At 72.1% G+C, this 22,824-nt stretch carries 29 protein-coding genes; 17 read left to right on the top strand and 12 right to left on the bottom strand.

Annotation, left to right across the window (positions count from 1 at the left end):
• Window positions 1–30 precede the first annotated feature (30 nt).
• The 4 genes from M3N57_10210 to M3N57_10195 all read right to left on the bottom strand — a co-directional run bounded on the left by M3N57_10210 (window position 31) and on the right by M3N57_10195 (window position 3,528).
• A complete protein-coding gene (locus M3N57_10210; GenBank protein ID MDP9023042.1) occupies window positions 31–555 on the bottom strand; it encodes a dCMP deaminase family protein in 525 nt (174 codons plus the stop codon).
• A 155-nt stretch (window positions 556–710) separates the two neighbouring features.
• Complete coding sequence (hppD, locus tag M3N57_10205) at window positions 711–1,820, bottom strand: 4-hydroxyphenylpyruvate dioxygenase (protein MDP9023041.1); 1,110 nt, start codon at window positions 1,818–1,820, stop codon at window positions 711–713.
• 85 nt (window positions 1,821–1,905) lie between these two features.
• Entirely contained in the window at window positions 1,906–2,916 is a 1,011-nt protein-coding gene (locus tag M3N57_10200; protein MDP9023040.1) for a L,D-transpeptidase/peptidoglycan binding protein, read from the bottom strand.
• 213 nt (window positions 2,917–3,129) lie between these two features.
• On the bottom strand, window positions 3,130–3,528 hold the full coding sequence (locus tag M3N57_10195; GenBank protein ID MDP9023039.1) for a (2Fe-2S) ferredoxin domain-containing protein: 399 nt from the start codon (window positions 3,526–3,528) through the stop codon (window positions 3,130–3,132).
• Between the two features lie 59 nt (window positions 3,529–3,587).
• Here M3N57_10195 and M3N57_10190 point away from each other — a divergent pair, with 59 nt between their 5' ends.
• Complete coding sequence (locus M3N57_10190) at window positions 3,588–4,070, top strand: CoA-binding protein (protein MDP9023038.1); 483 nt, start codon at window positions 3,588–3,590, stop codon at window positions 4,068–4,070.
• On the opposite strand, the gene folP is transcribed toward M3N57_10190, so the two are convergent.
• Complete coding sequence (gene folP, locus M3N57_10185) at window positions 4,071–4,880, bottom strand: dihydropteroate synthase (protein MDP9023037.1); 810 nt, start codon at window positions 4,878–4,880, stop codon at window positions 4,071–4,073.
• 189 nt (window positions 4,881–5,069) lie between these two features.
• On the opposite strand from folP, the gene M3N57_10180 reads away from it, so the two are divergent.
• The gene (locus tag M3N57_10180) at window positions 5,070–5,384 is read left to right on the top strand and encodes a DivIVA domain-containing protein (protein ID MDP9023036.1); all 315 of its coding nucleotides are present in this window, start codon (window positions 5,070–5,072) and stop codon (window positions 5,382–5,384) included.
• A gap of 19 nt (window positions 5,385–5,403) precedes the next feature.
• Here the strand turns inward: M3N57_10180 and M3N57_10175 are convergent, their stop codons facing one another.
• Together M3N57_10175 and M3N57_10170 are read right to left on the bottom strand one after the other, a co-directional pair.
• On the bottom strand, window positions 5,404–5,997 hold the full coding sequence (locus M3N57_10175; GenBank protein MDP9023035.1) for a hypothetical protein: 594 nt from the start codon (window positions 5,995–5,997) through the stop codon (window positions 5,404–5,406).
• Window position 5,998: 1 nt separating this feature from the next.
• Window positions 5,999–6,769, bottom strand: coding sequence for an alpha/beta hydrolase (locus tag M3N57_10170; GenBank protein ID MDP9023034.1), 771 nt, complete (start codon window positions 6,767–6,769; stop codon window positions 5,999–6,001).
• Between the two features lie 131 nt (window positions 6,770–6,900).
• On the opposite strand from M3N57_10170, the gene M3N57_10165 reads away from it, so the two are divergent.
• From M3N57_10165 to M3N57_10140, 6 genes are all read left to right on the top strand, one after another.
• A complete protein-coding gene (locus M3N57_10165) occupies window positions 6,901–7,368 on the top strand; it encodes an SRPBCC family protein (protein MDP9023033.1) in 468 nt (155 codons plus the stop codon).
• Complete coding sequence (locus M3N57_10160) at window positions 7,361–8,479, top strand: VIT1/CCC1 transporter family protein (protein MDP9023032.1); 1,119 nt, start codon at window positions 7,361–7,363, stop codon at window positions 8,477–8,479. The genes M3N57_10165 and M3N57_10160 overlap by 8 nt, the downstream gene beginning before the upstream one ends.
• A gap of 301 nt (window positions 8,480–8,780) precedes the next feature.
• Entirely contained in the window at window positions 8,781–9,701 is a 921-nt protein-coding gene (locus M3N57_10155; GenBank protein ID MDP9023031.1) for a galactose oxidase, read from the top strand.
• 8 nt (window positions 9,702–9,709) lie between these two features.
• Window positions 9,710–10,258: a hypothetical protein gene (locus M3N57_10150; protein ID MDP9023030.1), complete on the top strand. Its 549-nt coding sequence runs from the start codon at window positions 9,710–9,712 to the stop codon at window positions 10,256–10,258.
• 139 nt (window positions 10,259–10,397) lie between these two features.
• Window positions 10,398–10,514 (top strand): catalase, encoded by a 117-nt coding sequence (locus M3N57_10145; protein MDP9023029.1) that lies wholly within the window; start codon window positions 10,398–10,400, stop codon window positions 10,512–10,514.
• Window positions 10,511–11,713 (top strand): AI-2E family transporter, encoded by a 1,203-nt coding sequence (locus tag M3N57_10140; GenBank protein MDP9023028.1) that lies wholly within the window; start codon window positions 10,511–10,513, stop codon window positions 11,711–11,713. Before M3N57_10145 ends, M3N57_10140 begins: the two co-directional genes overlap by 4 nt.
• Before the next feature lie 63 nt (window positions 11,714–11,776).
• Here the strand turns inward: M3N57_10140 and M3N57_10135 are convergent, their stop codons facing one another.
• Window positions 11,777–12,250: a hypothetical protein gene (locus tag M3N57_10135; GenBank protein MDP9023027.1), complete on the bottom strand. Its 474-nt coding sequence runs from the start codon at window positions 12,248–12,250 to the stop codon at window positions 11,777–11,779.
• 68 nt (window positions 12,251–12,318) lie between these two features.
• Here M3N57_10135 and M3N57_10130 point away from each other — a divergent pair, with 68 nt between their 5' ends.
• Window positions 12,319–13,842, top strand: coding sequence for a leucyl aminopeptidase (locus M3N57_10130; protein ID MDP9023026.1), 1,524 nt, complete (start codon window positions 12,319–12,321; stop codon window positions 13,840–13,842).
• Window positions 13,843–13,861: 19 nt separating this feature from the next.
• Here the strand turns inward: M3N57_10130 and M3N57_10125 are convergent, their stop codons facing one another.
• Together M3N57_10125 and M3N57_10120 are read right to left on the bottom strand one after the other, a co-directional pair.
• Window positions 13,862–15,154, bottom strand: coding sequence for a YibE/F family protein (locus tag M3N57_10125; protein MDP9023025.1), 1,293 nt, complete (start codon window positions 15,152–15,154; stop codon window positions 13,862–13,864).
• A gap of 102 nt (window positions 15,155–15,256) precedes the next feature.
• Complete coding sequence (locus M3N57_10120; GenBank protein MDP9023024.1) at window positions 15,257–15,640, bottom strand: thioesterase family protein; 384 nt, start codon at window positions 15,638–15,640, stop codon at window positions 15,257–15,259.
• A 100-nt stretch (window positions 15,641–15,740) separates the two neighbouring features.
• On the opposite strand from M3N57_10120, the gene M3N57_10115 reads away from it, so the two are divergent.
• Window positions 15,741–16,547 carry a hypothetical protein gene (locus M3N57_10115; GenBank protein ID MDP9023023.1) on the top strand — a complete coding sequence of 269 codons (807 nt, stop codon included), beginning with the start codon at window positions 15,741–15,743 and terminating at the stop codon, window positions 16,545–16,547.
• Between the two features lie 25 nt (window positions 16,548–16,572).
• On the top strand, window positions 16,573–17,478 hold the full coding sequence (locus M3N57_10110; protein MDP9023022.1) for a cell wall-binding repeat-containing protein: 906 nt from the start codon (window positions 16,573–16,575) through the stop codon (window positions 17,476–17,478).
• A gap of 55 nt (window positions 17,479–17,533) precedes the next feature.
• Here the strand turns inward: M3N57_10110 and M3N57_10105 are convergent, their stop codons facing one another.
• Window positions 17,534–17,782 carry a hypothetical protein gene (locus M3N57_10105; protein ID MDP9023021.1) on the bottom strand — a complete coding sequence of 83 codons (249 nt, stop codon included), beginning with the start codon at window positions 17,780–17,782 and terminating at the stop codon, window positions 17,534–17,536.
• Between the two features lie 56 nt (window positions 17,783–17,838).
• Window positions 17,839–18,558, bottom strand: coding sequence for a class I SAM-dependent methyltransferase (locus tag M3N57_10100; protein ID MDP9023020.1), 720 nt, complete (start codon window positions 18,556–18,558; stop codon window positions 17,839–17,841).
• Between the two features lie 198 nt (window positions 18,559–18,756).
• On the opposite strand from M3N57_10100, the gene M3N57_10095 reads away from it, so the two are divergent.
• From M3N57_10095 to M3N57_10070, 6 genes are all read left to right on the top strand, one after another.
• Window positions 18,757–19,368, top strand: coding sequence for a sigma-70 family RNA polymerase sigma factor (locus tag M3N57_10095; GenBank protein MDP9023019.1), 612 nt, complete (start codon window positions 18,757–18,759; stop codon window positions 19,366–19,368).
• Complete coding sequence (locus tag M3N57_10090) at window positions 19,361–19,789, top strand: zf-HC2 domain-containing protein (GenBank protein MDP9023018.1); 429 nt, start codon at window positions 19,361–19,363, stop codon at window positions 19,787–19,789. Before M3N57_10095 ends, M3N57_10090 begins: the two co-directional genes overlap by 8 nt.
• 30 nt (window positions 19,790–19,819) lie before the next feature.
• A complete protein-coding gene (locus tag M3N57_10085) occupies window positions 19,820–20,884 on the top strand; it encodes a hypothetical protein (GenBank protein MDP9023017.1) in 1,065 nt (354 codons plus the stop codon).
• 66 nt (window positions 20,885–20,950) lie between these two features.
• A complete protein-coding gene (locus tag M3N57_10080) occupies window positions 20,951–22,156 on the top strand; it encodes a trypsin-like peptidase domain-containing protein (GenBank protein ID MDP9023016.1) in 1,206 nt (401 codons plus the stop codon).
• A gap of 29 nt (window positions 22,157–22,185) precedes the next feature.
• The gene (gene tatB / locus M3N57_10075; GenBank protein ID MDP9023015.1) at window positions 22,186–22,488 is read left to right on the top strand and encodes a Sec-independent protein translocase protein TatB; all 303 of its coding nucleotides are present in this window, start codon (window positions 22,186–22,188) and stop codon (window positions 22,486–22,488) included.
• 19 nt (window positions 22,489–22,507) lie between these two features.
• Window positions 22,508–22,824 (top strand): hypothetical protein (locus M3N57_10070; protein MDP9023014.1); only part of this gene is annotated, 317 nt, incomplete at its 3' end.

The raw sequence follows: 22,824 nt of genomic DNA, 5'->3' as shown, positions 1-22,824 counted from the left end.
CGCATGCACGGCGCGGGTGCAGGGTACGGCTCATCCCGTCGCGGACGCCAGGTCCAGCGCGGGGTTGCCCTCGAACCCGTCGAGGAGCCTGATGCGCACCCCACACGTCCGCAGGAAGTCGCGGACGTCCTCCCAGCCGTCGTACCGACCGCCGGAGGCCACGACCTCGGCGATCCCCGAGTTGGCGATGAGCTTCGCGCACCCGAAACACGGCGCCCCGGTGCAGTAGAGGGTGGCGCCGTCGCGCTCCTCGGGCGACGAGAACAGCAGCGCGTTGGCTTCGGCGTGGATCGCGGTGCACGACTCGTAGCCGTGGCCCTGCGGGGCGTCGGAGCGGGCCCGGGGGCACGCGCCGTCGGCACAGTGCGGGTAGCCCGACGGGGCGCCGTTGTACCCGGTGGCCACGATCCGGCGGCTGCGCACGATGACCGCGCCGTGCTTGCGGCGCACGCACGTCGCCCGGGTCGAGGCTGCACGGGCGAGATCGAGGAAGTACTCGTCCCACGACTGGCGGTCAGGGTGGGCGACGCTCGACGGATCCCAGGACGTACGCACGAGGAACCTCCCCCACGCCGCGGCGCGGACCATCACGTAGCGTCCCGGGGAAGGCGGTGGGACCGCGAGACGGGCGGCAGGCTAGCACCGTGGACGGTGGTGGGCCGCCAACGCGGCACGTTGGCGCCCCCGGCTCGGACGCGCCCCCCCGGCGGTCACAGGTTGCCGCGTCTGGCCTGCGCACGTTCGATCGCTTCGAACAGGGCCTTGAAGTTGCCGACGCCGAAGCCGGTGGCGCCGTGCCGCTGGATGATCTCGTAGAACAGGGTGGGGCGGTCCTGCACCGGCTCGGTGAAGATCTGCAGCAGGTAGCCCTCCTCGTCGCGGTCGACGAGGACCCCCAGGTCCTGCAACGCGTCCCACTGCTCGTTGATGTCGCCGACCCGGTCGCGGGCGTCGTCGTAGTACTGGGCGGGGATATCCAGGAACTGCACGCCGTTGTCTCGCAGCGCCGTGACGGTCGAGATGATGTCGCCGGTGGACATCGCCACGTGCTGGACGCCCGGCCCGCGGTAGGCCTCGAGGAACTCCTCGATCTGCGATCTGCGTCTGCCTTCCGCCGGTTCGTTGATCGGGAGCTTGATGCGGCCGATCCCGTCCCACAGCACCTTCGACATCAGCGCGGTGTAGTCGGTCGCGATCTCGTGGTCGGAGAAGTGGCGGAACTCGGTGAACCCCAGGATCCGCGCGTAGAAGTCGGCCCAGTCGTTCATCTCGCCGAGCTCGACGTTGCAGACGACGTGGTCGATCCCCGACAGGCCGACCGGACGCGCGATCAGGTCGCTGGCGACGGGGCGGTAGCCGGGGAGGTACACGCCGCCGTAGTCCGCACGCTGCACGAACGAGTGGATCGTGTCGCCGTAGGCGGCGATCGCTGCCACGACGACCTTGCCGTGCTCGTCGTCGAGCACATCCGGATCGCGGTGGGGTCTCGCCCCGCGTGCGACCGCGATCCGGAACGCCTCTGCGGCGTCGGGGACCGTGAACGCCACATCGCGGATCCCGTCGCCGTGCAACGCCTGATGGCGGCTGGCGGGGTGGTCAGGGTCGAGCCCGGAGGTGACCACCAAGCGCACCGCGCGTTGCTGCAGGACGTACGACGCGCGGTCGCGGAGCCCGGTCTCGGGGCCGGCGTAGGCGACCAGCCGGAACCCGAAGGCGGTGCGGTAGTAGTGCGCCGCCTGTTTGGCGTTCCCGACCCACAACTCGATCGCATCCCAACCGACGATCGGGAGATCCTCGTGGTGGCGGTCGGCGGTGTTCACGCGCGCTCCTGTGTGTCCGGCGCATCCTCATGATGCAGGCGCCGGCAACGGACGGCGCTGCTCGTGCGGCCGCACAACACGAGGTTCAGCGGATCGAGACGATCACCGCTCCGACGTCGACCTGACGGTACAGCTCGACGATGTCGGGGTTGGACAGGCGGACGCAACCGTGCGACGCGTCTCGTCCCAACGAGTCGACGTTGGCGGTGCCGTGGAACCGGATGGCGCCGGGGGCCGACCAGTTCAGCGCCCGCAGCCCCAGTGGGTTGTTGGGCCCCGGCCCGATCCGGCGGGGCATGCCCCGACCCCAGCCGTTGGGGGAGGGATTGACCCACGTCGGTCGGTACCGCTTCTGGCTGACGTGGTACACCCCGGTCGGGGTGGGGTAGTTCCCGGTCCCGACCGCGACCCGGTAGGAGCCGGCAACACGGCCGTCGAGGTACAGATCGAGGCGGTGTTGGCCTTGCCGCAGGAACAGCACCTGCGAGTAGGCAGCCGTCGTCACCTCGGGTTGCAGCTGCTCGGTGGCGACCGCGACCGTGTCGGCCTCTCCCCGCAGCGCCGCCAGCAGCGCCTCGGCGGTCGGCTCGAACTGCACCGCTCGGCCGACTCGGTGCGGGCTGATCCAGATGCGTTCGCGGTTCCACGACAGCTCGGCGTTCACCGGGGCGATGTGCAGCTCGTCCGCGATCGCGCGCACCAGCTGGCGGGCTGCGTCCCGGGGCTGGTCGACCGTGACCGTCGCCTCGAACGGCACCTGCCCGCCGCGCCACCGAACCTCGGCCAACGTCCGCCAGGACACGTCACGCGAGGCGTCGATGGCCGCGTCGACCACCTGCTCGGCGTCCGTGGTCGCTCCGAGGTCCCGCAACGACGTTGTCCACGTCCGGTCCTCGAACCGCAGCGTCACCGGTCGGTCCAAGACCGGGGCCAACGCGTCCTCGACCGCGGCGAGCGCTCGGGTTCGGTCCATGCCGGCGAGGTCGACCGCTTGGATCACGGCGCCCGGCAAGGCGCGGTCTTCCCACGCGTGGCGGTACCGGCGCATGTCGTTGGCGACGGCGGTGCCTGTGGCGGCGACGACGGACACGATCACCGCCGTGACGACGGCCCACGTGCGCCGCGACGACCGCCTCGGTCGCGCTGTCCAGATGTTCCCCACACCCGCCCCGTCGCTGGTGGTGTCCGTAACAGTACGACAAGTCAGGTCTGCGGTGGAAGCAGACGGATGGGAGGGCGGGGGATGACGACCGTCGCGCAGCCCGTGACCGACGCCACGGGCGCCAACGGCGGGTCGCCGCCGCGGCGCTCAGATCTCCGGTTCGGCGGGGGGGATGAACCCCGGCGGGAGATCGGCCCGCCCCTCGAGCGGGGACAGCGCGAACTCCTGCGGGCCGATGCGTAGGAACTCCACCGGATCCCCCCCGATCAGGTGCTGGTCGATGATCAGGGGGACGTCCTCGACCGTCACGCTGCCGTACCAGACGTTGTCCGGCACGATCAGCACCGTCGGGCCGACCATGCACGGCTCCAGACAGCCGGTGAACGTGACCTTCACGTCAACCAGGCCGCGCTGGCCGGTGAGTTCACGGAAGGCGTTGAACACCGCGTCGCCACCCCGCCGGACGCACGAGCCGCGCGGATGGTCTGCGGGGCGCTCGTTGATGCACACCAACACGAACCGCTCGGGCATTCCGGCACGCGCCACGATCGCTCCTATCGTCGCGGCGACCGTACCAAGCGTCTGGCCGAGCGGACGCTGCCACCGTGGCGTCGCATGCCATCCTGCGCGTGGCAGGGAGGACGGCGTTGGTCGATCGCGACGGCGACCAGGACGCGACCATCCGGCGGGTGTTGGGCTACACCCGTCGGATCGCCGTGGTCGGACTGTCGCGCAGCCGGCACCGGCCGAGTCACGGGGTGGCGGCCGCACTGATCACCCAGGGCTACGACGTCGTGCCGGTCAACCCCCACGCCGACGAGGTCCTGGGCGAGCACGCGTACCCGTCAATCGCGGACGTCGTGGGCCCCATCGACCTGGTCGACGTCTTCCGTCGCGAGCAGCACCTGCCCGACGTCACCCGCCAGGCTGCCGAGGTCGGCGCCAAAGCGGTCTGGTACCAGTTGGGGCTGCGGTCGGCGGAAGGTCGGCGGATCGCCGCCGAAGCCGGGCTCGACCTCGTCGAGGACCGCTGTTTGAAGGTGGAGGTCGCCCGCCTCGAACACGACCTGCAGCTCCCACCACCCTGACTACTCCAGGCCGCGGACCGCCACGGTCGGTGCGCGCCAGCCCAGGAGCGCCTCGGTCATCCGCACCGCGTCGACCGTGCGGGCGACCTCGTGCACCCGCAGGATGCTCGCCCCCCGCAGGATCGCGAACACCGCGGTCGCCACGCTGCCGTCGACGCGCTCGTCGATCGACGCGTCGAGCGTCTCGCCGATGAAGTCCTTGTTGGACACGGCCACCAGCACGGGGTAGCCGAGCGCCACGAGCTCCGGCAGGCGACGGGTCAGCTCCAGCGAGTGGTACGTCGTCTTGACGAAGTCGTGGCCGGGATCGACGACGATGCGGTCGGGCGCGACACCGTGGGCGACGGCACGGTCGGCCAACGCCGCGCACTCGGCCACGACGGCGGTCGTGACGTCGGGCTGGTACCCGCGGCGGAACGGACGGGTCCGTGGTCGGCCACCGTGGTGCATCGCGACGTACCCGGCACCGTGCTCGGAGACGACCGCGAGGATGTCGGGGTCGTGGGCGCCGGTCACGTCGTTGACGAGGTCGGCTCCGGCCTCCAGCGCCGCGTCGGCCACCTCGGCGCGGGAGGTGTCCACCGACACGACCACGTCGCTGTCAGCCCGGACCGCCTCGACCAGGGGCACGACCCTGGCCCGCTCCTCAGCCGGACGAACCGGATCACCCGGTCCGCCCTTCACCCCTCCGATGTCGACCATGTCGGCGCCTTCGGCGATCAGCCTGTGGACGCGAGCGACCGCGGCCTCCAGGTCGAACGTGGCGCCGGGCGGGTAGAACGAGTCGGGCGTGCGGTTCACGATGCCCATCACCGCGACCCCCCGGGTGAAGTCGAACCGGCGGCGCGACAGCGCCAGGACGGGGCGGCGGCGGTGCGCGACGGCGTCACCCAGCGGCGTGGCCAGGCAGCGCTCCATGCGCGGTGGCGCGGGGTGGTGGGGGTACGGGGCGGTCACGTACACGAGGCTAACCTCGTCCGCCGCGGTGCGGAGGTCGGCGTGAGTGCGTGGGTGGCGGTCGGGGTGGCGGTCGGTGTGGCCTACGTCGGCGTCGTGGTCGCGCTCCTGACGGGCGGCCGGGCGTCGCGTCGGGGACCGCAGCCTCCGGACTGGCTGGTGCCCACTCCGGTGGAGGTGAGCCGGCTCCGTTTCCCGCTGGCGTGGCGCGGCTACGACCCGGAGCACGTCGATGTCCACCTCGACGCGCTCGCCGCCGCCTACGAGGAGCTGTACGCCGCAGCCGGACCGTCGGTGGTGGCCCGGGCACGGCAGCGGCTGGCGGTCCGGTTGGACGTGGACGACCGCTCACCTTGATCGACGGCCGGATGCGGCGCTACCGGTGCTGGGCGACGTAGCGCTGGGCGGGGTTGTCGTCGCCCTCCAGCGTCACGGTCGCGCCCCAGTACTCGCGTTGGCCAGGGTCCGGGTTGAACGCGAAGTGGTCGAGATCGTGCAGGACGCGGTGGGCCAGCTGCAGCGCCTCCGAGTTGCCGCGTTCGGCGCCGATCTGCAGCAGCGTCGCCACCGTCTCGAGGTCCCGGCTGATCGCGGGATCGTCGACGCGGATCGCCACCTCGCGCAGCTGCCCGGCGATCGGCCCGGCGGTCTCGCGGCGGAAACGGCCGGGATCCAGGGAGCCGATCGCTCCGTAGCCGAGGTCGGCGTTGAGCTGCTGGTGTGCACGGGCGACCGCATCACGCACCGCGTCGAGCTCGTCGCGCGGGACCGCCGCCTGAACGCGTTCCGCGGCCTGTTCGATCCGTTCCCGATCGGGCGGTTCCAGGGTGTCTCGCACGAGGCGCCAACCGCCGTACGCCAACGCTGCAAGTGCCGCCAGCGCGGCCAACACCGCAGCCGAAGCGGCCAGCCGTCGTTGCCAACGCCGACCGCCCCCCGCTGTGGTCCCGGCGCTGTCGCGGCGTGACACGTCAGGTGAGGAACTCGAGGACGGCTGCGGCGAGCGTGCCGGGGTCTTCCACCGGCATCCAGTGGCCGACGTGCGGGATGACCCGGACGCGGCACACGGGGATGTCGCGACGCAGCTCCTCGGCCATCGCAAGCGGCGTGGAGCGGTCATGCGCCCCGACCACCGCGAGGGTCGGTTGGCCGATCTCCGTGCGGGAGATCTGCGGGGCCTTGACCAGTGCCCGGCAGGACTTGGCGTACATCACCGGGTCGTTGCGCACGAACATCTCCCGGAGCAAGCCGACCGCGCCGGGCATGGTGGCGTGGGTCTGCGGGGACAGCGCCCCGTCGAGCCAGGCGTCCACCACGGCATCCATCCCGTCGCGCTCGACGATGTCCGCCCGCTCCCGGTAGGCATCGGACGTCGGTGGCTGGAAGTACGAGATGCCGCCCACCAGCACCAGCTCATCGCAGACGTCCGGGTCGCTGTGCGCCAGATGCTGGACGATCAGGCTGCCGAGCGAGTGTCCGACCAGGGTCACTGCGGTGAGGTCCAGGTGGCGGATCAGGCCACGCAGGTCGTTGGCCCACCCATCGATGCTGAAGCGGCCCTTGCCATCGGAGCGGCCGTGACCGCGCAGGTCGAGCGCGACCACGTGGTGGTGCTGGCGCAGGGCCTGCATGACGCCGTGCCAGACGCTGGCGGTCCCGCCGAGCCCGTGGACGAGCACGACCGGCGGTCCCTCACCGTAGCTAAGGTAGTGCAGCGTGCAGCCGTCGATCTCGGCGAACATCGTGATCCTTGTCGGGCGTGTATCACCGGCCGGGCAACCGCCCGCGGCGTGGCGTCGGCCGGCCGAGATGCTTGAGGACCGAGCCTAGCGACGGTGGCGGAGCGACGACGCGGAGGCAGCCGTTGCGGGTCGTGCTCAGCCGGGAGGTGGACGCGCCGCCGAGCGTGGTGTGGCGAGTGCTCACCGACTGGGAGCGGCAGGCCGAGTGGATGGTCGATGCGCGTGCCGTGCGGGTCACCGGCGACCGACGTCAGGGGACCGGCGTGGAGCTGCGCGTCCCGACGCGTGTCGTTGGCGTGACGGTGCAGGACACGATGCGGGTCACCGTGTGGGAGCCGCCACGCATGCTCGGGGTGCGGCACACCGGTCGCCTGATCAGCGGCGTCGGCGCGTTCGTCCTGGAACCGGTCGAGGGTGGCACGCGCCTGGTGTGGTGGGAGGAGGTCGATCCGCCGTTGGGTGCCTTGGGAGAGCTCGGCGCATCCCTGGTCGTGCGCCCGTACCTGGCGCGGCTGTTCGGACGGAGCCTGGACGCCTTCGCCCGGATCTGTCACCGGGAGGCGAGCCGAGGTCAGCAGGGGGCGCGCCGCGATGGGTGAGGCGCTCGATGCCGAAGACGTGATCCGCTTCCGTGAGTTCTGGGAAGACGAGCTGCGGGCGGCGGATCTGTACCGGCGTCTCGCTGAGCACGCGGGCGACCGACGCGACGTCTTCCTCGACCTGGCCGAGACCGAAGAGCGGCACGCCACCCACTGGGCCGAGCTGCTGTCGGAAGCCGGCGTGGACGACCTGCGCCAACCTCGGCCGGACCTGCGGACCCGGTTGCTGGTCCTGGTCGCCCGTCGCTTCGGGATCCACGCTGTCCTCCCGATCGTGATCCGTGCAGAGGCCACCGACGCCGACAAGTACCGGAAGGTGGCCCATGCTCCCGAAGCGATGTCACAGGAGGAGATCGCTCACGGCCGCGTCCTCGCCGCGGTCGGAGGCGTGTCCACCGCAGGTGGCCGCATCGCGACGTCGGAGGGTCGCCACCGGACCGGCGCGGGCGGGGCGTTGCGCGCTGCCGTGTTCGGCGTCAACGACGGTCTCGTTTCGAACTTCTCCCTGGTGATGGGAGTCGCCGGTGGGACGCAGGACAACCGCGTCATCCTGCTGGCGGGGGTGGCCGGCCTGTTCGCCGGCGCCTTCTCGATGGGGACGGGCGAGTGGATCTCCGTGCGCTCCCAGGCCGAGCTGTACCAGCGCGAGATCGCGGTCGAACGCGAGGAGCTGCGCCGGTGGCCGGAGGAGGAGCAGGCAGAACTCGCCCTGATCTTCCGCGCCAAGGGCATGGGGCACGCCGAGGCCGAAGCCGTCGCCGCGCGCATCATGTCCGACCCCGACGCCGCGCTGGACACGCTGGCCCGCGAGGAGCTCGGCGTCGACCCGGAGGATCTCGCGTCACCGTGGGTGGCTGCGATGTCGTCGTTCGTGTCGTTCGCGCTCGGCGCGGCCGTCCCGGTCGTCCCGTTCCTGATCAGCGCGGGCGTGGCGGCCCTGGTCACGGCCGCGGCGCTGTCCGCCGCTGCGCTGTTCGTGGTCGGAGCGTCGCTGTCGATCTTCACCGGGCGAGGAGCGGCGTTCTCCGGCGGGCGTATGGTCGGCGTCGGTGTCCTGGCCGCCGCCGCCACCTACCTGATCGGCACGCTCTTCGGGGTCGCGGTGGGTTGACCGGCCGCCGTGCGAGTGCCGGTCCCTGGACGAGCAACTAGCGTCCAACGTCGCGGCTGCTGGAGCGGGGAGAGGCCGATCGAGATGGCGCGCGACGTCCACGTGTCACGGCAGGGACCCGCCGGGCTGGACGACACGTTGACCGAGGTCCGCGGCGCCGCTGCCGCGCTCGCCGCTCACCGCTGACGTGCGTCCCGGCGGGCCGGCGGCGGTGTTGGCAGGTGCCGCCCTGGTCGTGGCTTGCGCAGGCGGTGCGGACCCCGCGCCGCCGCAGTCCTCGCCGACCGCAGCGACACCGACCGTGGCAACGGCGACCGGCACGCAGACCGCGCCGCAGGTCGACGGCTGGGAGCGCCTGGTGGCCGCGCCGTCGCGGCGCACCGAGGTGACGGCCGCCACCGACGGGGACGAGATCGTGGTGGTCGGCGGGTTCCTGGAGGGTGGTGACACGGTCTCCACGGTGGAGATCTTCGACCCACGGGCTGGCGCGTGGCGCACCGGTCCCGACCTGCCTGTCAGCGTCAACCACGCCATGTCCACCGGGCTGGACGGCTCCGTCTACGTCATCGGTGGCTACCTCGGCCCCGGCCTCACGCGCCCCTCGGATCGGGCGTTCCGGCTGAACGAGGGCGCCTGGGAGGAGCTTCCGCGTCTTCCCGAACGACGTGCCGCCGGCGGGGCGGCGGCGGTGGCCGGAGAGGTGTACGTGGCCGGCGGGGTGGGCCGCAACGGTCTGGCGGACACCCTGCTGATCTTCGATCCGGGCACTGCTTCGTGGCGCACGGCGCCGGGGCCCCCCACCCTCCGTGAGCACCTCGGGGTCGCAGCGACCGACGGCCGGCTGTTCGTGGTCGGAGGACGCACCGGCGGGGTCGGGACGAACCTGGCGACCGCAGAAGAGTTCGACGCGGAAGCCGACGAGTGGCGGCGGTTACCGGACCTGCCGACGCCCCGAGGGGGGATCGGCGCGGCTGGCACCGACACTGGCTTCGTGCTCGCCGCGGGCGGGGAGGACGCCAGCGGGACGTTCGCCGAGGTGGAGGCGTTCGACGTGCGTGAGGGTCGCTGGCGGGTCCTGCCACCGCTCCCGACCGCTCGCCACGGGCTGGGTGTGGTGGCGATCGGCGCGCGGGTCTACGCCATCGCAGGCGGTCCCGATCCCGGCTACGCGTTCTCCGATGCGGTGGAAGCCATCGAGGTACGCCGCGGGCCGGCGGCGTGATGCGGTGGGTGTCAGTCGTCGCGGCCGCCGCGATGCTGTCGGGCGGGTGCGGGACCCAGGCCGTGCAGCGCGCTCCCGTGGCGTCCGACGACGGCATCCAACTGACCGGCACGCTGAGCGGACGCCAGATCCACGTCACCGACGGCGAGCCCGAGGTGGTGCTCGGCGACTGCGACCCCAACGACGGTGTGGATGAGGACCTGTGCATCGTGACGTTCACGATCGACGGCGCCCCGCTGGCACTGGTGGTCGAGAACCCCGCGGGGCTCGCGGCCGGGGAGCGGTTGCCGGTCGTTGAACCAGCCGCTGCCGGCTGCCTGCCCCACTGCGACGATCTGACCGGCGGAGCTGTGATCGAGGTCCGTCGCGGCCAGCAGCGCCAGTTCGCGACGTCCGGGTCGGTCGTGGTCCGCGAGGCCGGCTCGCGGTACGCCGCGACGTTCGTGCTGGGCTTCGGCAAGGGTCGGGTGACCGGCGCCTTCAACGTCGGCCCCGCCCCTGACGGGCGGGACGCGATGTCGATGTCCGGAGAGCGGACGATCTCGCCGCGGCCTTGACCGGCCGGCGTGCAGTCGGCGAGGATGCCGCGCCGCACGTGGGGAACCGCTTCGCGGAACCGGTCGGCGGGGTCGAGGAGCGTCTGGAGCCTGCCCGATTGCCACAACAGCCTCCGACGACAGCGATCCAGGAGCAGTCATGACCGAACAGTGCCCCGTCACCACGACCGACGCGGGCATCCCCGCGCCCAGCGACGATCACTCGCTGACCGTGACAGGCGGCGACGTCGCGAGCGGACCGGCGCGGCTGGCTTGACCAACCGCGGCGGCCACCGGATCGTGGCACACGGCCAGTCGGCGGACCCCGTCCCGGCTTGGCTGCGCACGTCCGCCGCGGTCGGGTGGCGCCTGCTGGTCGTGGCTGTTGGTGCCGCGCTGGCGCTGTCGATCTTCGCACGTCTGTACCTGGCGACGGCTCCGGTGGTCATCGCGCTGTTCCTCGCCACGCTCGCGGTTCCAGCCGCCCGCTGGATGCAGCGGGTCGGCCTGCCGCGCACGTCGGCGGCGGCCGTCACCGTCGTCGGTGGGATGGTGGTCATCGCCGGCCTGATCGGCGTGGCGATCCCGCTGTTCGTGGCCCAGATGGGACAACTCGGCCAGCAGGTCCAGCAGGGCTGGGAGTCGATCCTGCAGTGGCTCCAGGGCTCGCCGCTGCCGGTCTCCGCCGATCAGCTCCGACAGCTCGTCGACCGAGCGGCGCAGGAGGCCCGGGACAACGCCGGCCGGATCCTGACCGGGGCGTTCACCGGCCTCGCGCTGGTCGGCGAGATCATGACGATCTTGGTGCTCAGCCTGATCGTGTTGTTCTTCTTCGTCAAAGACAGCGAACCGATCACCGGGTGGATCCTGCGCCAGGTGCCGGACGGGCGGCGCGCCACGGTGCAGCGTGGCGCAGAACGTGCGTGGGCCACGCTCACCGGCTACATGCGCGGCGTGGTGATCGTGGCGGCGGTCGACGCGACCGCCGTCGGCCTGGGGCTGGTCCTGATCGGTGTGCCGCTGGTCCTGCCGTTGATGCTGCTGACGTTCTTCGGTGGCTTCATCCCGATCGTCGGTGCGTTCGCGGCCGGGCTGGTCGCGGTGCTGGTCGCACTGGTCAGCGGTGGGCCGGTCGACGCCCTGCTGGTGCTCATCCTGTTCGTCGCGGTGCAGCAGATCGAGGGCAACTTCTTGCAGCCGGTGGTGATGGGACGAGCGGTCCAGCTGCATCCGGTGGTGATCCTGCTGGCACTCACCGCCGGGGCGACCATCGCGGGCATCGCGGGAGCGTTCCTGGCCGTCCCGGTGACGGCCGTCCTCGCGGCCGTCGGCAACGAGGTGCGCTCGGGCGGCGACCACGACGACAGCGATCCAAGCTCCCAGCGAGCGACAGGCGACGCGGCGAGCGCCCAGCCGGACATGGATGTCACCGAGCCGCGCCCCGCGGGTGACGCCGAGGACGGCGCGTCGTCGTGACAGCGACCCCGCAACCGATCGCCCGGATCGATCAGAGCGGTGGGGAACGCCTCACCGGCCCGCTCACCGGCCCAGGAACGAGCGGAGGCGCGCGGCCAGCGACGGTCTGTCCTGAGGCCGGTGGATCGCCGCTTCGCTGACCTCGACCGGGTGGTCGGTGGCGACCTCATCGGCGGGGACGTCCGGTGGGCTGGCGCTGGCCAGAACCACCAGCGGGTCGGCGGTGCGGTTGTCGACGACGTGGGCCACCCCGGCTGTGACCAGCATCGCCCCGAGCGCGCCGAGCCCCAGCTCGCCTTCATCGGTGACGAACCAGGCGTTGCCGCCCAGGACGGTGTACGCCACGTCGACCTCGCCGTACAGGAGCACGTCGGTGCGCTGCCAAGGTTCCAGGCACCAAAGATCGACGGTCAGTACGTCGGTGGCGAGCACCCGGACGCGGACGGCGCGCTCACGGTCGAACGCGGCGTAGTCGCGGAGATCAACCGGGCGGACGGCCGCGCTCTCACGTCGCGGGTCGTCGCCTGACTGGCTCATGGCCGCCCGAGCGTAGCCGTCACCGCATAGCCTCAGCGTGGATCGACCGTCGATGACAGGAGCTGCAGGTGCCCACGTTCGAGGTGACCGACGCGGAGCTGTCCGCCGCGGACGTCGACGTCGTCGCGATCCCCGCGGTCGCGGCGCCTTCGCTTGACGAGGACGCGGACGAGCAGACCGCTCCGCCGGCGCCGACCCTGGGGCCTGGCGCGGAGCAGCTGGCCGCCGCGATCGACGTGGACCTCACCGTCGAGTGCCGGGCGCTGCGGTTCGACGGGAGCGTCGGGAGCATCGCGCGGATCCCGACGCGGGGCGCGATCCCCGCGTCGCTCGTGCTGGTCGTCGGGCTGGGGAAGTCGGACGACCTCGACGCCGAAGCGGTGCGCAAGGCCGCCGCCGCGCTCGCCGACGCGACCTCCAGACAGCGGTCGGTGGCCACGACCATCCCGGCCGCTGCGGATCGCTTGGAACCGGCCGGTGCTGCCCAGGCCCTCGTGGAAGGGCTGTCGCTCGGCGCGTACCGGTTCAGCCGCTACAAGTCGAAGGGCGACGAGCACCGCCTCGAACAGGTCGCGGTCCATGGCACCGCGACGGACGCTCTCCGCGATGGCGTCCGCATCGGTGACATCCACGCGCGGGCGGCCGCTGTCGCTCGCGACCTGGTCAACGAACCTCCTGCCAACAAGCGCCCCCCTGCGTTCGCCGACCGGGTGCGATCGCTGGTCGACGGCACCGATGTGGACATCACCGTCCTCGACGAGACGGCCCTGGAGCGGGGCGGGTACGGGGGGATCATCGCCGTCGGGAAGGGATCCGAGGCGCCACCGCGGCTGGTCGAGCTGAGCTACGCCCCAGACGGCGCCGAGCGTCACGTCGCACTGGTCGGCAAGGGCATCACGTTCGACTCCGGCGGGCTGTCGCTGAAGTCCGGGAGCGGGATGATGACCATGAAGATGGACATGGGCGGCGCGGCGGCGGTGGTCGCCACCGTCAAGGCCGCCGCGGAGCTGCAACTGCCGCTCCGCCTGACCGGGGTGTTGGCCCTGGCCGAGAACATGCCGTCGGCGACGGCGCAGCGCCCCGGCGACGTGTACACCGCCCGCAACGGCAAGACCGTCGAGGTGTTGAACACCGACGCCGAGGGCCGACTCGTGCTCTCCGACGCGCTCGCTCACGCCAGCGAACGCGAGCCCGACGTCGTCGTGGACCTCGCCACGCTCACCGGCGCGGTCGTGGTGGCGCTGGGCAACCGCATCGGGGGACTCCTCACCGACCACGACGGCTTGGCCGACGGCCTGCTCTCCGCATCCCAGGCGTCGGGTGAGCGTCTGTGGCGCCTGCCTCTCCCCGACGACTACCGCGCGGACCTCAAGAGCGAGGTCGCCGACCTGAAGAACATCGGGCAGCAGGGAGTCGCCGGGACCATCATCGGTGGGCTGTTCCTCAAGGAGTTCGTCGCCGATGGGATCCCGTGGGCGCACCTGGACATCGCCGGGATCGCCTGGTCTGACAAGCAGTACGGCTACGTCCGCAAGGGCGGGACCGGCGCGCCGGTCCGCACGCTCCTGGAGTGGCTGACCGCCGGCGCCTGACGGCGCGCGATGCAGTCGATCAGGAGCCGTCCTCTCCAGCGGACGGGACGCTGGGGGGCTCGCCTTCGGTCGCGCCGCTGCGCAGGTACTCGATCCACCGCCGGTGCGCGAGCTCCTCGTCGCTGAGCTGGCCCTCGTCGACGTCGTCGCGCAGGTGGGCAGGGACGGGGAGCTCGCCGGCGTCGCGGCGCATGGCGACGGCGGTCGCCAGGGCCGTGGTCAGCGGCACCGCCGAGATCAGGCCGACCGAGCCAACCAGCGTCCGCACCACCTCCTCGGCGACGATCTCGGCGTTGACGATCTCGGCCGCCGGTAGGCCACCGGTCGAGAACAGGACGATCAGCGGGATCGACGCCCCGACGTAGGCCAGCACGAGCGTGTTCACCGTCGAAGCGATGTGGTCCCGCCCCACGCCCATCGCCCGCCGGAACACCTCACCGAAGGACTGGTCCGGGTTGGCGCCGTGGACGGCGAACACGGTCGACGCCTGGCTGACGGTGACGTCGTCCAGGACGCCCAGCGCCCCGATCACCAGGCCGGCCAGGACCAGACCGCGCAGGTCCAGCCCCTCGACCGCGAATCGGGCCAGGCTCGCCTCCTCCGACGCGAGCCCGGTCAGGTCGGCGAACGCGACGAACGCGACCCCGAGCAGGGCGGTCACCCCCAGCGCTGCGGCGGTCCCGATCAGGGCGGCGCTCGTCTTCACCGTGAAGCCGTGGGCGAGGTACAAGGTGACGAGCATGATCGCGAACGCCCCGACCACAGCGACCGCGAACGGGTTGCTCCCCGCGAGGATCCCCGGGACCACGAACCACACGATGATCGCCAGGCTCAGCGCCAGGCCGGCCAGGGAACGCACCCCGTGCCAGCGGCCCACCGCCACCGCGGCGGCCACGAACACCAGGAACAGCGCGAGCAGCGGCCTCAGCCGGGCGAAGTCCGCCACGTAGTAGGTACGGTCGGCTTCGCCGATCGTCGCGACCCCGACGCGGACGCGGTCACCGTGTTGGAAGGCCGGGTAGTCCTCCTCGGCCGTATCGATGCGGAAGGTCTCGCCGGCACCCGGCCCCTCGAGGATCGCGACCTCGACCCGTTGGCACGGACCCGTGCGCTGGAACCCGAACGTCTCCTCGGCATCCGAGCCGACGTCGGGGCACTGGTAGGTCTGTGCCTGCACCACGCGACCGGCGTACAGCGGCGGGGCGCCGGGGGCCTGCGGCCGCTGCCCGGGCCACAGCAACCACATCCCGATCGCGGTGAGGGCCACGAGGACCGCCACGACGATGAGCATGGCTCGTTCGACGTGCTGCACCGTCCCTCCGTTGCCCGGTCGCACACCGTAACGTCCCGCCCGCTGCCGCCAGCGCCGGTCACACGTTCGTCGACCCGTCGACGACCCAGCGCGGTGGGTCGGTCAGGCCTCGAGCTTGGCGAGGAACCGGTCGCGGTCGACCAGCACACGGCGGTGGCGGACGGTCGCGACGACTTCGCCGTCCTGACGGAGGGTCACGTTGAACTCCAGGCGCCGGCCGTGGTGGCCGATCAGGGTCGCTTCCACCTCGACGGTCGCGCCGACCGGACTGGGTTTGTCGTGCTCGAGCTCGACGTGAGTGCCGAGCGTGGTCTGCCCGTCCGGAACGTCGGGCCCCACAGCCGCGACGCACGCGTGCTCGGCCAGTGCCAGCACCTTGGGTGTCGCCAGGACGGGGACGTCGCCGGAACCCATCGCGATGGCGGTGGCGTCCGCGGTCACCGTGAAGGTGGTGTGGTGGCGCAGCCCAGGATCGCACTGGCCCATCGGGGACCTCGCATCGGGTGGTCGGTCGGGGTGAGGCTACCGTTGGCGCGCCCCGCCCGGAGCCCACCACCTGGACACCCCCGCCGCTGTCCTCGCCGTCGTGCTGCTCGAGATGGCCGTCGGTGGTTCGGCGCTGCTGTGGTTGGCCCCCACCTGGGGCGCTGTCCGCCACGGCTACGAGATGCTGCTCGGAACGACGCTGGGGCTGATGGCCTTGGCGGCGTGGGCAGCGGCGCGCGGTCCCCTCACCGAACTGTCCGTCGCGGTGGACGCACCCGCGATCCGCGTCACATCGGCCGGGCTGCTGGTCACGGCTGCGGCGACCCTCCTGGCGGTCGCCGTCCTGCTACTGCGCCACCCCGGCGTCGCTCGAGCGCTGGGTTGTGCGGGGACGGCCGCGGGGCTCGCCACGCTGGTGGCGCTGGCACAGGTCCGCGGGGTCACCGCGGCCGGGGCGGGTCCGACCTGGCGGGGCGTGGCGGAACTGCTGGCCGGGACCTACTTCCTCGGCGCGGTGTGGAACGGGATGGTCCTCGGCCACTGGTACCTGGTGGAGCGCCGCCTCTCCAACCGCTACATGGTGTGGATGGCGTGGGTGAACGTGGGTGCGGTCGGGGCGGGTCTCGCCTCGGTGCTGCTGTCGGCGACGAACCCGGTCCCCTGCGCGGGGCTGGATGGCCGGGCGTTGGCGCTGTGTCGTCTGCGCTACTCGCCGCTGCTGTCGGTGGGCAGCGTGACGGTGATGATGGGCGCCGGTCTGATCGTGGTGATCGCCCTGATCGCAGCGTTCAACGTCAAGCTCGCGCGCGAAGGAGGGCGATCCATCCAGGCATCGACCGGGATGTTCTACCTGGCGGTCATCCTGGCACCTGCCGCCGAGTTCGCGGCGAAGGTCCGCTTCTTCTAGCAGCCCGGTGCCATGGAGGCAGTGGATGGGAGTCACGTTCTTCGTCGTCCCCCACCCAGACGACGAGTTCAGTGCGTGGACGCTGGTGACGCGCGTCGAACGGCCGGTGCTCCTGCTGATGACGCAGGGGGAGCGCTCCGTGCGCTGCGCCGAGCATGGCGGGATCGGTTCCCAGGCGTGCAAGGACCGTCGCGTCGCATCGTGGCACCAGTTCCTGGACGCGACCGACTACGTCGCTCGGGACGACCGGTTGGTGTTCGACCTCGGTGACCAACGCGCGACCGCTGACGGGGTCTCTTCCGCGATCCGTTCCGCAGCGGCAACGTTCGGTGAGCCAGACGCGGCGGTGGCAGCCGGGTACTTCAACCAGGCGGAACCCGGCCACGTCTACACCCACCCTGACCACCGCGCGGTTCACGACGCAGTCGCGGCCGGCCCGTGGCCGGCCTGGGGACGGACCGGGCCAGGGTCGGCGCAGGCCACGTTCCACCTCGCCGACTACGACGACTACATGCGCTGCCCCGATGGGCACTTCCAGCGCGCCTACCGGTGGTTGCGTCCGCCGTGCTGGCCGGAGGACGGCGCGGGGACCGGTCTGCAGCAGACCCAACACTTCTGGAGGACCCAGGTGGCACGACCGACGTTGCGGATCGCAGGCGCTTCGCGGATCGACACCGCCGTGGCCATCTCGCGCCACGCCTTCCCCACCGGGGCGCAGCAGGTCTTCCTCGCGCGGGCCGACGCCGCCGCGGACGCCATCGCGGCCGCCCCGCTGGCGCAACGCGGCCCGATCCTGCTGGTGTGGCCCGACCAGCCCCTCCCGCCGGTGGTGCGCGACGAGATCAGGCGGCTCGCGCCGCAGTTGGTCGTGGCTCTGGGCGGTCCCGGCGCGATCCCTCAACGGCTCTTGGAGGAAGCCGCCAACGCCTGACTCACACGGCCCCGGACCGGGGCCGTGTGAGCACACCACCGAGCCGTTGCCAGGTTCACAGGGGGCGCGGCTCCTGCCACAACGCCTCGTCGCGTTCCTTCTCCCGCCGTTTCTTCAACGCGTAACCCAACGCGCCGGCCCCCGCCAGGAGCAGGACAACGAACTTGCCCTTCCCGCCCGACGTGTCGTCTTCGTCATCGCTGGTCACAGCCTCCTTGGCGACCTTCCCGGCGAGGGCGACCTTGGCCGCTTCCTTCGCCGTGTCCTTCACCGTGGAGTCGTCGTCCTTGCTGCGTCGGAACACCGCTCGGTCTCCTCGTCGTCGCACGGATCGATCAGGCGACAGCCTGCCACAGCCGTCTACCCCTCCACGGCCGACTGACCGAAGCGGGCCAGAACCATGCCGCCGTCGAGCGGAAGCACCGCGACGTGGATGGCCTCATCGTCGATCAGGCCCTGCACGAACGCCCGCCGCGACCGCAGTTCCTGGCCGCGTCCGACCGCCGCGCCGAGGAGGACGAGCGTGCCCCCCGGGCGGAGCAGCCGACGGACGTGGTCGCGCAGCTCGTGGTGATCGACGTTCCGCGAGACCACCACGAGGTCGTAGCCGTGGTCCGAGAGCCGTGGGAGGACCTCGAGTGGATCGCCAGGGATGGCTCGGACGCGGCCCGGCGGTGCTGCTTCCTCGAACGCCTGGCTCGCCAGTGCCTGGATCGCGGGGTCCGGTTCGATGCTGGTGAGCATGCCCCTGGGTGGCATGCCACGGAGCAGGCACAGGCCCGTCATCCCCGCGGCCGACCCGATCTCCACCACCGTCCGTGCGGATACGGCCGCGGCCAGCCAGGTCAGGAGCGCCCCGACCGGTGGCGACGGGACGGCCACGTCCACGCCGGCGCGGCCGCGGACGGCATCCATGGCCGCATCCTCGGCTGCAGCCAGCTCGGTGAGCTGAGCCAACGTGAGCTCGTCGGGGACGGCGGGCCCGCCGGGAGTGGAGACGTCAGCCTCGGATCGCGACGGACGCGGGCCGGTGGGACGGAACAGTTCGTCGGCCCCCGGAAGGCTCGCTCGACGTTCCACGGTCGCCTCCTGCTCGGCCGCCGAACGCTAGCAGGCATCGTGCGGTCCGCGCGCGCAGATGCGACACCTCGGGAACCTCCGGCCACGGCCCCGGCGTTGCCCTCGAACGTGACACGACCTGCTCCACCGCCTCTGCGAGAGGGGCTCCGCCGTGTGCCCGGCGGTACGCTCGCGCCGACGCGCAACGACAGGACGCCTGTGCTCGGAGGTCCGTTCCGAGCCATCGACGGTTCGCCGCCGGCCGCCTCCGGTGATGACGTCGATCGGTCTGCGGCGGCCGGAACAGATCCCGTCCCCACCTGGGACGAGGTCGCGACGCGGTACGGCCACAAGATCTACACGATCGCGTACCGGCTGACCGGCGACCCCGAGGAAGCCAAGGACCTCACCCAGGACGTCTTCGTGCGGGTGTACCGCAACCTCGACAAGTACCAGCCGGGGACGTTCGAAGGCTGGCTGTACCGGATCACCAAGAACCTGTTCCTCGACCGCGTCCGTCGGCGCAAGCGGGTACGCCTCGAGCCGCTCCCCGAGGATGAGTGGCGACAGCCTCAAGACGCCGGCCCCGGTCCGGAGGCCCGCTTGGAACAGGGCCTGCTCCGGGGCGACATCGAACAGGCACTGACCGAGCTCCCCGCCGACTTCCGCACGGCGGTGGTGCTGTGTGACGTGCAGGGCCTGTCCTACGAGGAGATCGCGCGCGCCACGGGGTGGCCACTGGGCACGGTGCGCTCACGCATCCACCGGGGTCGCAAGCTCCTGCGCGGCGTCCTACAGAGCGCCGCTGACCGCCGCGACGCCGATGCGTGACGGGGGGTCGCGCTGGCCGTTCGGCGAGCGCCACGAGGATGAGCGCCTGTCGGCGCTCCTCGACGACGAGCTGGACGACGACGAGGCGCTCGCCGTCACCCGTCACGTCGCTCGCTGCCAACGCTGCGAACGTGAGCTGACCGCGATCCGGCTGGCTCGGCTGGCGTTGCGTGCCCTGCCCGCGGTCGAGCCGCCGGTGGAGCTGTGCCGGGCCCTGCTCCGACCGGCTCCGCGCGCCCCGCGACGCTGGCGGCGGTGGGCGGCAGCCTCCGTCGCCGGTGGGCTGCTGGTGGGCGCGGCGGCGTTCCTGGCCGGGCACGACGGCGGCACCATCGCGCCGCCTGTCCACGTCTTCGTCGTTGATCATGCCGTCCGCAGCGACGGCGGCCCGGTCCTCAGACCGGTCGACGTCGGCCGCTGACCGCCGATGGGCGGCGGTGGGTGTGTGCGCGTGCGTCCTCGGTGCGTCGGGCTGGTGGTGCTGGCGGCGGCGCTGATCGCCTTCAGCGGCGTCCAGGCGGACGCCGACGAACACCAACCCTGGCGCGACCTGCTCGAGCGCGCCGTCGAGGCCGGCCGTGATCTTTCCTACCGCGGTCAGCTGGTGGTCGTCTCGTTCGGCGCACGCGGACCGACCGTTGACCAGTTCGTGGTGTCCCAGGGCACGGACGGCTCGCTGGTGACGGACCGCACCGGTTCTTGGCTGCTGGGTCAGCGCGGTGACGAGTCGTTCTTCGGCGACCACCTGACAGGGACCTTGCTGCGGCTGGGCGCGGTGGAACGCACGGGTCTGGCCCTGCACCGACTGGCCCGGAAGTACGAGGTGTCCCTGGACGGTGCCGCGGACGTGGCCGGCGGAACGGCGGCGGTGGTCGTGCTCCGCGAGCGCGGCGCACGTCACGTGCGTGAGCGTCTGTACGTCGACCGCCACACCGGCCTGCTGGTGCGCCGCGAGACGTTCCGCGCCGACGGCCAGCCGGTGCGGCTGGCGACGCTGACCTCGTTCGATCGTACGCCGACCGGCCTGCCCCCGATCGAGTCGAGCTGGCCCCGTGAGGTCCGCCCGACACACGCCCCGGTATCGCGGCGGAGCGTGCGCATCCTCCGCGAGGTGGGTTGGGTGGTCCCCGACGGGTTGCCCGGCGCCTTCGATCTCGTCGACGCCTCCGCGGTCGGTGACGGCGAAGGCTCGTCGCTGCACCTGTTCTACAGTGATGGCCTGTACACCCTGTCGGTGTACGAGCAGCACGGCACCCCCGACGGTCAGGCGCTCTTGGCGCAGGGTGCGGAGCCTGGTCGCTTGGGTCGCTTGCACGTGTTCCGCTTCCCACGAGCGCAACCCGACGCGTACGTGTGGGGCGGAGGGGGGCTGACGTTCACGGCGGTCAGCGACGTGGCCCCCGACGCGCTGGCGGAGGCGCTCGAGGCGCTGCCGCACGACCCGCCGTCCTCGGTCCTGCAGCGTGTGGGCCGGGGCTTGCGCCGGGTCGGGACCTGGCTGTGGCCGTTCGACTGACGGGTCGCCGTGAGGAGTGAAGCTCGGACACGCCGTCCGTCGGCCAGGTCGGGCACAGGAGGCAGCATGGATCAGGGTGATGAGCGCGATGGGGTCTGGGCGGCTCAAGTCCCGCACCGCGGTCCCGCCACGGCGGTCGCAGAGCCCGACCGCACGGCGACCGACACCGCCCCGGGTCCCCGCCCCACCCGGCCGGGCATCGCCACCGTGGTGCTGGCTGCGCTGGTCGGAGCGGTCCTCGGGACGGCCGCGACGTTGGCCCTGGCCCGCACCACCGCGCCGTTGGCGCCGCAGGTCCGTGCGCCAGTCGTCGAGACCCGTGGCGACGACCCGCTGTCGCCGGTCGCGGCCGTCGCCGAGGCGGTGGTGCCCAGCGTCGTGCGGATCAACCGTCTCACGGTTCTCGGCGCTGCGGGTGTGGAGGAGGGGCTGGGCTCGGGCGTGGTCTACCGCTCGGACGGCTACATCATCACCAACAACCACGTCGTCGAGGGCGCGGAGCGTCTCCAGGTCCGCTTCGCCGATGGGGAATCCGTCCGGGCGGAGGTCGTCGGGACCGACGCGCTCACCGACGTCGCCGTCCTGAAGGTCGGCCGCGCAGGGCTGCCGGCCGTCAACGTGCGTGACGACCCCGTCCGGGTGGGCGAGCTGGCCGTCGCGATCGGGAGCCCCTTCGGTTTGGACGCCACCGTCACAGCGGGGGTGGTCTCGGCTCTGAACCGCAGCATCGACGCCCCGATCGACGGTGGCGTGATCTCGATCCCCAACGTCGTTCAGACCGACGCCGCGATCAACCCGGGCAACTCGGGCGGGGCGCTGGTGGATTCGCGAGGTCGCCTGATCGGGATCAACACCGCCATCCTCGGTACGGCCAGGATCGCGGGACAGGCAGGGAACATCGGGGTGGGCTTCGCGATCTCGGCGCACGATGCTGTCGCGGTCGCCGACACGCTGATCGAGCAGGGGTTCGTGCGTCACGCCCGTCTGGGCATCCAGGCACGCGACCTCACGCCGAGCCTGGCCCGTCACTTCGGTATCGACGCCTCCGAGGGGGTGCTGATCGACCAGGTCGAGCCCGGAGGTCCAGCGGCAGAGGCGGGCTTGCGGCCCGGGGATGTGGTGATCGCCGCGGATGGGCGACCGGTGGCGGGCATGGACGAGCTCGTGGCCGAGATCCGCGCCCGCGAGCCCGGTGATGTGCTGTCGTTGACGGTCGTGCGAGACGGCCGCGAGTTGCAGATAGAAGCCGTCCTCGGCGAGTGGCGCCGGTAGGCTCGTCTGCCGGCATCGGCAGGAGCACCGTGGGTAACGTCGGTTTCCAGGAGCTGTTGGTGATCGCGGTGCTCGCCCTGCTGGTGTTCGGCCCCGACCGTCTTCCGGAGCTCGCGCGGCAGGCCGGGAAGGCGCTCACCCGTGTGCGCGAGGAGACCTCGCGCAGTATGGCCGAGCTGAAGCAGGCGGCCGACCTCGAGGACCTCGACCGGGAGCTGCGCGCGGTGCGGGCCGAGCTGCGCGCGGCCGGCCGAGAGCTGACCGGCGCCGATCGCCGCGTGGGAGCCCGGCGGCTCGAGTCGCCGCCACCCACCGACCCCGACGCCACGTGACGGCCGCTGTCCCCGGCGTGTGAAGCGGATCCGCCAGGCCGTCGTGCTGCTCGTCGCCGCCTCGGCGGTCGTCGCGTCCTACGTGGCGATGCGCATCCCCGATCTCGAGGCCGCTGAGCGGGCGCTGGCCGTCCGCGTCCGCCGTCCCCGCGGACCGATCGTCGACCGGGCCGTGTCGGCGGCGACCGACCTGGGCTCGGTGTTCGCGATCAGCGGCACAGCCGCGGCGCTGGCCGCGACCGGCCGGCGCCGCGCCGCGGTGGACGTTGTGGCGGCCGGCCTGCTGGCGTGGGTTGCCGCCCAGTCGCTGAAGACCCGCGTGCGGCGGCTCCGCCC

The organism is Actinomycetota bacterium, assembly GCA_030776725.1.
Lineage (GTDB): Bacteria > Actinomycetota > Nitriliruptoria > Nitriliruptorales > JAHWKO01 > JAHWKW01.
Note: the sequence above shows the minus strand (reverse complement) of the source record. Positions and strands in the feature narration are given on the sequence as shown.

What these genes read in the sequence shown, in the direction of transcription:
- M3N57_10110 (MDP9023022.1), top strand. Translation starts at nt 16,573, where the DNA reads ATGGGAGTCACGTTCTTCGTCGTCCCCCACCCAGACGACGAGTTCAGT.
- folP (MDP9023037.1), bottom strand. Translation starts at nt 4,880, where the DNA reads ATGGGCATCGTGAACCGCACGCCCGACTCGTTCTACCCGCCCGGCGCC.
- M3N57_10080 (MDP9023016.1), top strand. Translation starts at nt 20,951, where the DNA reads ATGGATCAGGGTGATGAGCGCGATGGGGTCTGGGCGGCTCAAGTCCCG.
- M3N57_10135 (MDP9023027.1), bottom strand. Translation starts at nt 12,250, where the DNA reads ATGAGCCAGTCAGGCGACGACCCGCGACGTGAGAGCGCGGCCGTCCGC.
- M3N57_10120 (MDP9023024.1), bottom strand. Translation starts at nt 15,640, where the DNA reads ATGGGCCAGTGCGATCCTGGGCTGCGCCACCACACCACCTTCACGGTG.
- M3N57_10145 (MDP9023029.1), top strand. Translation starts at nt 10,398, where the DNA reads ATGACCGAACAGTGCCCCGTCACCACGACCGACGCGGGCATCCCCGCG.
- M3N57_10170 (MDP9023034.1), bottom strand. Translation starts at nt 6,769, where the DNA reads ATGTTCGCCGAGATCGACGGCTGCACGCTGCACTACCTTAGCTACGGT.
- M3N57_10160 (MDP9023032.1), top strand. Translation starts at nt 7,361, where the DNA reads ATGGGTGAGGCGCTCGATGCCGAAGACGTGATCCGCTTCCGTGAGTTC.
- M3N57_10090 (MDP9023018.1), top strand. Translation starts at nt 19,361, where the DNA reads ATGCGTGACGGGGGGTCGCGCTGGCCGTTCGGCGAGCGCCACGAGGAT.